Origin of the sequence: Nocardia miyunensis NBRC 108239 (assembly GCF_001613065.1) — a bacterium.
In the GTDB taxonomy this organism is placed as follows: Bacteria; Actinomycetota; Actinomycetes; order Mycobacteriales; family Mycobacteriaceae; genus Nocardia; species Nocardia miyunensis.
In genome coordinates this window covers 35198-44151 of the sequence record NZ_BDBQ01000016.1, presented here as the reverse complement: position 1 = coordinate 44151, position 8954 = coordinate 35198, and the positions used below count along the sequence as shown (strand labels likewise).

Sequence of the window (8954 nt, the reverse complement as noted above, 5' to 3'; positions counted from 1 at the left end):
GAGCCAGTCGGCGGAGTTGCCCGGCCAGTCGTCCTCGTCGAGCGGGGCGGGACGGCGCGAGGAGGACTGGCGGGCACGGGAATCCCCGTCCTGCCGATCAGCATCCTCGGTGCCGGATTCGTCCCGCGCGCGGCGCTCGTACTGTCCGGCCGTATCGTCCGCGGCATCGCCGGAGCGCGTCCGACGGGGGCGGCGGGCCGGCGCGTGCGCCTCCTCGTCCCACGGGAACTGCACAAGCTCGGCGTTGCGCACGGGATAGTCGTCGTCCGGCCCGGGGGCGTGATCGCCCGCGACCCAGTCCGACCAGCCGCCGACGAATTCGGCGCGGCGCGTGCCGGTCTCCCCCGCGAACGGGATGTCGAACGGTTCGGGTTCGGTCTCCTGGATGTAGTGCGGGTACTGGCCCGCGCCCGCTTGGCTCAGCGCCTGCTCCAGCTCGGGATCGGCGGCCTCCCGCGATGCCGCGGGATCCTGCGGCTCGAGGGCCGGGAACCAGTGCTGCACATCTTTGTACGAGTTCAACATTCCCCCGTCCCCGCAGAGCCAGGCACCTCGTGCGACATCGTCGGACCTCTCGGCGATCAGTTCGTGGTGAACGGGCAGTTCGTGGTGAACGGGCATGGAAATTCTCCCGTACCCGACGAATTCGGCGAACTCGACGCGCCGGACACGCCGGCCGAGATTCCGCCGACCAGGCCTTTCACATTCTCATACCGGTGCCCGACGTTGCGATTTCCGCTGGTCGAGGCGGTGCGGCGAAACGCGGATTCGCCGGGCGGCCAGGTCCGATGACGCATCTCACGCCGGAGCGCCGAAAAGTGAAACGCCACCGGGCCAACGACCGTGGCGACAGCACCACGCCGATCCGGTCGAATGTCCAAGGCGGACAACGCCGCAGCGTCGCCGACGGAGCTGGGGAGGGTTACCGGGAGCCGCGGGTACGCCTGCGCTCGCGTGGTGCTCGCCGAGGCGTCACCCGCTATCGCGACCAGCCTGCTCCAGGTTGTGCGCGCGGTCAGCATCGTCCGACCCCCTTAACCAGCTGTGTGCAAGGCGTTCGGAGGGCCGAGAGCCTCGGCGGGCGAGAGTAGTCGGTGATCGGTTCGAGTTGCCGCCGTTGCCGTGTAAGCCCCGAAACGCAATAGACCGTAACAGAATCCGGCGAACTCCGCAGTGCATCCCGCGGGATGCGACCTCGAGACGGGAAGGATCTGTGTCTCTCAGACCGCCGCGCCGGAAGAATTTTCGAGCATCACATCGGCAGCACCGAGCAATCAGCAACAATTAGGCAATCAAACCTGGCCGCCGAACGAGCTGATCACACGCGAATCAACCCGCGCCGCAACCGGATTGCACGCCAGAAAATTGCCATAACTCGAACATTTCTACATATACGGTCGAATTACCGCGTAGATACACATAGTTCGCAATCGCCGATATTTCGCTGACTGCTATTGCGGCATTCGGACCGACGGATACTCGCGGGCCGCCTGCGCGACCCGGACGACGGCCCGACGATGTCGACCACTCCGGGGTCGGTCTCTGATGGCGCTCGCCGGGGGTCTCGAGCGAGTTGCCAGGGTCGTCCGGGCAGACTGTCGGAGTGGCTCAACTACCCCTGGCAGCCGTGGGCTGCGCATTCATCGGCGCGGTGATGTTCGCCGTGTCCGCCGTGGCGCAGCAGCGAGCGGCGGCCGATGTGCCCGAGGGCGACGCCCTGCTCGCCCGGTTGATCCGCAATCCGCGCTGGTGGGCGGGGATCGTCGGCGATGCGGGCGGATTCGGTTTCCAGGTCGCGGCCCTGGCCATGGGGTCGGTGCTGGTCGTCCAGCCGATTCTGGTGACCTCCCTGGTCTTCGCGCTGCCGCTGGCCGCGCACTACAGCGGGCGGCGGGTGACGCCGATGATGTGGGCGCAGGCCGCGGCGCTGTCGGCCGCGCTGGCGGTCTTCCTCGTCATCGGCGACCCGACCGAGGGAAACACCGACGCGCCCTGGCATCGCTGGATCGGCCCGCTGGGCCTGCTGGGCGGCATGATCGTGGTGGGTGTCGTGATCGCCATCACGGTCCGCATTCCCGCCCTGCAGGCGCTGCTGCTGGGCACCGCCGCCGGTCTGCTGTTCGGCATCTCCGCCGCCCTCACCGAACATGTCACCGAGTTGTTCGGCCGCGGACTCGGCCCGGTCCTGACCAGCTGGCAGCCCTACACCCTGGTGGCCGCCGGAATCGCCGGACTCTACCTGCAACAGCGCGGCTACCAGGTGGGCCCGCTGTCCGCCTCGCTACCGGCCTTCACCGTGGCCGAACCGCTCGGGGCGGCGTTCATCGGACTCACCGTCCTGAACGAACGGCTGCGCAGCGGCCCGGTCGGCACGGCCTTCGTGCTGGCCTCGGTGATCGTGATGTGTGTCGGGGCGGTCCTGCTGTCCCGGGCTCAGGCGGCCGAGACCGTCTCGGAGACCGTGGCCGGACAACGCTCGGCCCGGCACCACCCGGCCTGAGTTCAGGTGAAGATCCGGCCCCCGTTGACGGCGATGGCCTGTCCGGTGAGGAAACCGTTCCGCACCACCATCAGCACCGCGTCGGCCACCTCCTCGGGCGTGCCCATCCGCCCGACCGGGAGCGACGCGGCGACACCGGCGGCCTTCAGCGGTGCCGCCATCTCGGTGTCGACGGGTCCGGGTGCGACGGCGTTCACGGTGATCTGCTCGGCCGCGAGCCGGGCAGCGTAACCGCGGGTCAGCCCCTCGAGTCCGGCCTTGGACGCGTTGTAGTGCACGCCCAACGCCCCGCCGCCGCGCGCGGCCACCGATGACATGTTGACGATGCGGCCCCAGCGGCGCGCCCGCATCCCGGGCACGACCGCCTGGGTGCACAGGAACGCCGATTTCAGATTCACCGCCAGGGTGCGGTCGAAATCCTCCTCGGTCAGCTCGTCGATATCCCGGACCGGACCGATCCCCGCATTGTTGATCAGGATGTCGACCGGACCGAGCCCGGCGACCACCTGTCCGACCATCGTGTCCACGTCGGCGGCCACCGAGACGTCGCCGCCCACCGCCGAGCCCCGTCCGCCGGAGCGTTCGATCTCCGCGACAACGGCCTCGGCCTCGTCCTTGCGGCTGCGGTAGTTCACCGCGACCGCGGCCCCGGCTCCGGCCAGGGCCACCGCGATCGCCCGGCCGATCCCCCGGGACCCGCCGGTGACAAGCGCAACGCGACCACTGAGAGTGTTGTGTGCGTCCATGTCATCGACGGTAAAACCTGGAGCACACTCCATGGCAACTCCGCCGAATTGCGATCACGCAGCCGAGGTCACCCGGTAGACGTCGTACACGCCCTCAACGTTGCGGACCACGTTCAGCAGATGGCCGAGGTGTTTGGGATCGCCCATCTCGAAGGTGAACTTGCTGATCGCCACGCGATCACCGGAGGTCATCACCGAGGCCGAGAGGATGTTCACCTTCTCGTCGGCGAGCACCTTGGTGACGTCCGAGAGCAGGCGGGTGCGGTCCAGCGCCTCGATCTGGATGGCGACCAGGAATACCGAGGACGGTGACGGCGCCCAGGTGACCTCGATGATCCGTTCCTGTTGCGACTGAAGCGAATCGGCGTTCGTGCAGTCGGTGCGGTGCACGCTCACCGCGCCGCCGCGGGTGACGAATCCCATGATCTCGTCGCCGGGCACCGGCGTGCAGCACTTCGCGAGCTTCGCGACAGTCCCTGGGGCGCCGGGGATTTCGACACCCGCATCGCCGCCGGATCGCTGACGCAGCGGCAGCGTGGAGGGCGTACTGCGTTCGGCCAGTTCGTTTTCCACGTCGCCGACGCCGCCGAGCTGCGCCATCAGACGCTGCACGACGTGATGCGCGGACACCTGGTTCTCGCCCACCGCCGCGTACAGCGCGGAGATGTCCGAGTAGTGCAGTTCGTGGGCCAGCGCGGTCATCGCGTCGACGCTCATCAACCGCTGCAACGGCAGACCGGACCGGCGGACCTCCTTGGAGATCTGCTCCTTGCCGGCCTCGAGCGCCTCCTCGCGACGCTCTTTGGCGAACCACTGCCGGATCTTGGCCTTCGCCCGCGGCGAGACGACGAAGTTCTGCCAGTCGCGGCTCGGCCCGGCGTTCTGCGCCTTGGAGGTGAAGATCTCGACGACCTCACCGTTCTCCAGCTGCCGTTCCAGCGCGACCAGTCGCCCGTTGACCCGCGCGCCGATGCATTTGTGCCCGACCTCGGTGTGCACCGCGTACGCGAAATCGACCGGAGTCGACTTCTGCGGCAACGTGATCACATCGCCCTTCGGGGTGAACACGAAGATCTCCGGCGACTTGAGGTCGAAGCGCAGCGATTCCAGGAACTCCGCCGGATCCGCGGCCTCCCGCTGCCAGTCCAGCAGCTGACGCATCCAGGCCATATCGTCGACCTCGGCGATATCACCGGAGTGCCTGCCCTTGGTCTCCTTGTAGCGCCAGTGCGCGGCGATGCCGAATTCGGCGGTGCGGTGCATGTCCCGGGTGCGGATCTGCACCTCGAGCGGCTTGCCGTCCGGGCCGACGACGGTGGTGTGCAGCGACTGGTACACCCCGTACCGCGGCTGGGCGATGTAGTCCTTGAACCGGCCCGCCATCGGCTGCCACAGCGAGTGCACCACGCCGACCGCGGCGTAGCAGTCGCGCACCTCCTCGCACAGGATGCGGATGCCGACCAGGTCGTGGATGTCGTCGAAGTCCTTACCCTTGACGATCATCTTCTGGTAGATCGACCAGTAGTGCTTGGGTCGCCCCTCGACGCTGGCGTTGATCCGGCTGGCGGCCAGGGTGTTCACGATCTCCGCGCGAACCTTGGCCAGGTAGGTGTCGCGGGACGGCGCGCGGTCGGCGACCAGTCGCACGATCTCGTCGTACTTCTTCGGGTGCAGGATCGCGAACGCGAGATCCTCCAACTCCCACTTGACCGTGGCCATACCCAGCCGATGTGCCAGCGGCGCAATGACTTCCAGCGTTTCGCGGGCCTTCTTGGCCTGCTTCTCCGGCGGCAGGAAGCGCATCGTGCGCATGTTGTGCAGACGGTCGGCGACCTTGATGACCAGCACGCGTGGATCGCGCGCCATCGCGATGATCATCTTGCGGATGGTCTCGGCCTCGGCGGCCGCACCCAGATTGACCTTGTCCAGTTTGGTGACGCCGTCGACCAGGTGGGCGACCTCCTGGCCGAACTCCTCGGTCAGCTCGTCCAGGGAATAGCCGGTGTCCTCGACCGTATCGTGCAGCAGCGCGGCGACCAGGGTCGTGGTATCCATCCCGAGCTCGGCCAGGATATTGGCCACGGCCAGCGGATGGGTGATGTACGGATCGCCGGACTTGCGGAACTGGTGCGCGTGCTTCTCGTCGGCGACGTCGAAAGCGCGCTGCAGCAGTTGCAGATTGGCCTTCGGATACAGCTCGCGATGCACCGTGGCCAGCGGCTCGAGCACCGGCTTGACGGCCGCGATACCGCGCTGGCCGGTCATCCTGCGGGCCAGCCGGGCGCGCACCCGGCGCGAGGCCGAGGTCGACACGACCGCGGGGCTGCCCGGCTGACGCGGTGGCATGGCGCGCGGGGTCGGCGCCGCCGCGGATTTGGCGGGCGCGGGAGACGACTCGGGCTTGACTCGATCGCCAGCGATCGTTTGCTCGGCATTCGCCTTTTCCAGATGCTGAGTCATGCCACCACCTCTCCCGCCTCGACCGGAACACCCTAACCGATGTTCCGGCGCGGCTCAGACCACCAACTTTAATCCCCGTCACCGGCGACCGCCGCATCCTGGGCGCATACGACATCAGCCGACCATCCGGCCGCCGGGCGATACCGCCATCCTTGCAGAACGCGAACCGCTCCCGGACAGTTCCCGCGAAGATGCCACGAGTTCGCAGACGCCCGGCCAGCAGCCTCACCGGCATGACCGAACTGAGCCACCGCCCGCCCGTCACGGATCCTCGACCAGTCCCTCCTCGGTGAGTTCCAGCCATCGGGTGACCCCGATCTCCTCGAGGAATCGACGATCGTGACCGACCACCATCAGCGCCCCCTCGAAGCCGGTGAGCGCCTCGGTGAGATGGGCGAGGCTGGGCAGGTCGAGATTGTTGGTCGGTTCGTCCAGGAGCAGCAGCCGGGGTGCGGGATCGGCCAGCAGCAGCATCGCCAATGCCGCCCGCAGACGTTCCCCGCCCGAGAGCGCACCCGCCGCGACGTCGGCGTCCGCGCCGCGGAACAGGAAGCGGGCCAGCTGGGCGCGGACCCGCTCGGCGGTCGCGTGCGGCGTTGCGGCCGAGACGTTCTCGAACACCGACCGCCGCTCGTCGAACACATCCAGACGCTGCGGCAGCATCCGCCACGGCACCTTCGGCGGCTCCGCGGCGATGCGGCGCAGCAGCGTGGTCTTACCCGCGCCATTGCGTCCGGTCAGCGCGATCCGCTCCGGGCCGTTCACCCGCAGGGTGACCACCGGACCGTTGGCCAGGCGCACCGCGTCCAGCTCGATGACGTCCTGTCCCGGATACAACCGCGTTCCGGGCAGATCCACCCGGATCTCCCGATCGTCACGCAACTTCTCGCCGGCCCGGTCCAGGGTCTGCCGCGCCTGCTCCACCTTCGCGATGTGGTTGTTGCGCAACTTGCCCGCGGAGACCTGGGCCTGCCGTTTACGTTCGCCCATAACGATTTTCGGCTCGCGCTTCTGCTCGAACATCTTCTGCCCGTACCGCTGGCGGCGATCCAGTTTGATCCGCGCCTCCACCAGTTCGCGCGACTGTTTGCGAACATCGCTGCGCGCGTCGCGAATCGCGGCACGCGCGGCCTCCTGCTCGGCCTCGATGATCTCCTCGTAGACGGCGAAATTCCCGCCGAACGAACGGATCTCGCCGTGCCGCAGCTCGGCGATGACGCCCATGCGATTGAGCAGTTCACGATCGTGGCTGACGATCAGCACGGTGCCGGAGAACTGCTCGACGACCTCGTAGAGTCGTTGTCGCGCATGCAGATCCAGATTGTTGGTGGGTTCGTCGAGCAGCAGGACGTCCGGTTCGGGCAACAGTTCGGCGATCAAGCCGAGCAGGATCGTCTCTCCGCCCGACAGCGTGTCCAGGCGGCGGTCCAGCCGGCACACGTCCCCGGCCAGGTAGTCCAGGCCGAGACGGCCCAGCAGGGCGATCGCGGATTCCTCGACGTCCCAGCGACCGCCGACGACGTCGAAGTCCGCCTCGGTCCCTTCCCCCGATTCGATCCGGTGCAGCGCTCGCCGCACCCGGTCGATACCGAGCACCTCGTCCACGCGCCGACCCGCGGCGAGGCCGAGATCCTGGCGCAGATATCCGAGGCTGCCGCCGACGGTGATGGACCCGCGCGCGGGTCGCAGCTCACCGGCGATCAACCGGAACAGGGTGGACTTCCCGACGCCGTTACTGCCGACCAGTCCGAGGTGACCGGGCCCGAGTACGGCGTCCAGGCCGTCGAAGACCGGGGTGCCATCGGGCCAGGAGAAGGTGAGATCGGACAGCGAAACAGAGGTAGACATGTGCACACTCCTGCAGAGGTCGCGAGAATGCGGCGCGCGGGATGCGGGCCACTCGACGGCTACCTCAGAAGAGCAACGGCACGACTCCGATCAACGGGAATGAGACTCGATCACATTAGCCGAGCGGATGGGTTCACGCAATGAATTCTTCGCACGCGGCGATGCCGGCTATCACCACACGGATCGAGGTGAATTCGACATATCAAGGGGCCCAACGGTTTCAGCGCCCGACACACCGATCGATGCGGCGTGGGTCTCTACTCGCGCGGGGTCAGGAAGTCGAGCCTGTGGTGCTGGAGGAATTCGAAAGCCGGCGCCCACTGCCCGGTGAACACGTCCTGCTCATGCCCGACGGTGTACGCCGAGGACACCCCGGCCCGCGGATTCTCGCAGACCACGCGCGCTTCGTGACGCCCGTGCCGCACCGGCCCGCTGTCCAGGCTAACCGTGCCGTCGCTGTTCACCGTCCGCCAGGGCATCTCGATACCCGTGGCGGCGATCCGGCAGGACTGCCCCGGCTTCTCGCCCGACACCCGCGCGGTGATGGTGTTCCCGCCGTGCACGTCGACCGACGGCGAGGCCGAGGCGGTCGCCGCACCGACGGCGAAGACTACTCCCACCGCGCCCACGGCGGCGATGCTGATTCTGGTGTTCTGCGCTCGGCTCATGAGTCCTGTTGTGGATCCGAATCTCTGTGCCTCGATGGAGTCCGACCGGGATGGGCCGGACGTACGGCTCCGCTCCGCGCCGCCGCGCGCACGAGTGTATCGACCCACTCCGCGACCCACAACCGCAACCCGGGAATCTACAGGCGCACAATCGAAGTCAGCGGATAATCACCCTGGCGCGACCGGCCGTCCAGAAGGCCCAGTTCGAGTACCACCGCCGCGGCCACCACCTGCGCACCGGCCGACGCGAACAGGCCCGCCGCCGCGGCGAGGGTACCGCCGGTGGCCAGTACGTCGTCCAGCAACAGCACCTTGCGACCCTGCAGATCGATGCCGTCGGCGGGGATTTCCAGTGCGGCCGAACCGTATTCGAGGGTGTACTCGCGCGAGAGCACCGGCGGCGGGAGCTTACCGGCCTTGCGGACCGCGACGACGCCGGTGCCCAGTGTGGCCGCGACACCCGCGCCGAGCAGGAAACCGCGCGCGTCCACCCCGGCCACCAGATCCGCGTCCGGCGCGCACGCACCCAGGCAGTCGATCACCGCGTGGAATCCCTCGGCGTCGGCGAACACGGGTGTCAGATCGGCGAAACGCACACCGGGAGTAGGGAAGTCGTCATGCCAGCGGGTCAGCCGCTGCACCGCCTCGGCGGCCCGCGCGACGCGCTCCCCCACGGCGTCGGCCGACTCGGTCATACCGTGTTTACTCATCCGCACCCACTCCACTCATCCA

The 8954-nt window shown here is 68.0% G+C and carries 6 protein-coding genes and 1 pseudogene; 1 reads left to right on the top strand and 6 read right to left on the bottom strand.

Annotated features, from left to right (window positions below; translation table 11 throughout):
* Positions 1–525 (bottom strand): annotated as a pseudogene (locus NM2_RS09125) (hypothetical protein); the annotation flags it as partial.
* 1078 nt (positions 526–1603) lie between these two features.
* On the opposite strand from NM2_RS09125, the gene NM2_RS09115 reads away from it, so the two are divergent.
* Positions 1604–2500, top strand: a complete 897-nt coding sequence (locus NM2_RS09115) for a DMT family transporter (protein WP_169816144.1) — start codon at positions 1604–1606, stop codon at positions 2498–2500.
* Between the two features lie 2 nt (positions 2501–2502).
* Here NM2_RS09115 and NM2_RS09110 read toward each other — a convergent pair whose 3' ends face one another.
* The 5 genes from NM2_RS09110 to NM2_RS09090 all read right to left on the bottom strand — a co-directional run bounded on the left by NM2_RS09110 (position 2503) and on the right by NM2_RS09090 (position 8932).
* Positions 2503–3246, bottom strand: a complete 744-nt coding sequence (locus NM2_RS09110; protein WP_067666597.1) for an SDR family NAD(P)-dependent oxidoreductase — start codon at positions 3244–3246, stop codon at positions 2503–2505.
* A gap of 54 nt (positions 3247–3300) precedes the next feature.
* Positions 3301–5706, bottom strand: a complete 2406-nt coding sequence (locus tag NM2_RS09105) for a RelA/SpoT family protein (RefSeq protein ID WP_067666595.1) — start codon at positions 5704–5706, stop codon at positions 3301–3303.
* Positions 5707–5967: 261 nt separating this feature from the next.
* Positions 5968–7554 (bottom strand): ABC-F family ATP-binding cassette domain-containing protein, encoded by a 1587-nt coding sequence (locus tag NM2_RS09100; protein WP_067666593.1) that lies wholly within the window; start codon positions 7552–7554, stop codon positions 5968–5970.
* A 257-nt stretch (positions 7555–7811) separates the two neighbouring features.
* On the bottom strand, positions 7812–8222 hold the full coding sequence (locus NM2_RS09095; protein ID WP_067666591.1) for a hypothetical protein: 411 nt from the start codon (positions 8220–8222) through the stop codon (positions 7812–7814).
* Positions 8223–8359: 137 nt separating this feature from the next.
* Positions 8360–8932: an adenine phosphoribosyltransferase gene (locus NM2_RS09090; RefSeq protein ID WP_067666589.1), complete on the bottom strand. Its 573-nt coding sequence runs from the start codon at positions 8930–8932 to the stop codon at positions 8360–8362.
* Positions 8933–8954 lie beyond the last annotated feature (22 nt).

Coding starts and splice junctions, on each gene's coding strand:
- NM2_RS09110 (WP_067666597.1), bottom strand. CDS start 3,246: ATGGACGCACACAACACTCTCAGTGGTCGCGTTGCGCTTGTCACCGGC.
- NM2_RS09105 (WP_067666595.1), bottom strand. CDS start 5,706: ATGACTCAGCATCTGGAAAAGGCGAATGCCGAGCAAACGATCGCTGGC.
- NM2_RS09100 (WP_067666593.1), bottom strand. CDS start 7,554: ATGTCTACCTCTGTTTCGCTGTCCGATCTCACCTTCTCCTGGCCCGAT.
- NM2_RS09095 (WP_067666591.1), bottom strand. CDS start 8,222: ATGAGCCGAGCGCAGAACACCAGAATCAGCATCGCCGCCGTGGGCGCG.
- NM2_RS09090 (WP_067666589.1), bottom strand. CDS start 8,932: ATGAGTAAACACGGTATGACCGAGTCGGCCGACGCCGTGGGGGAGCGC.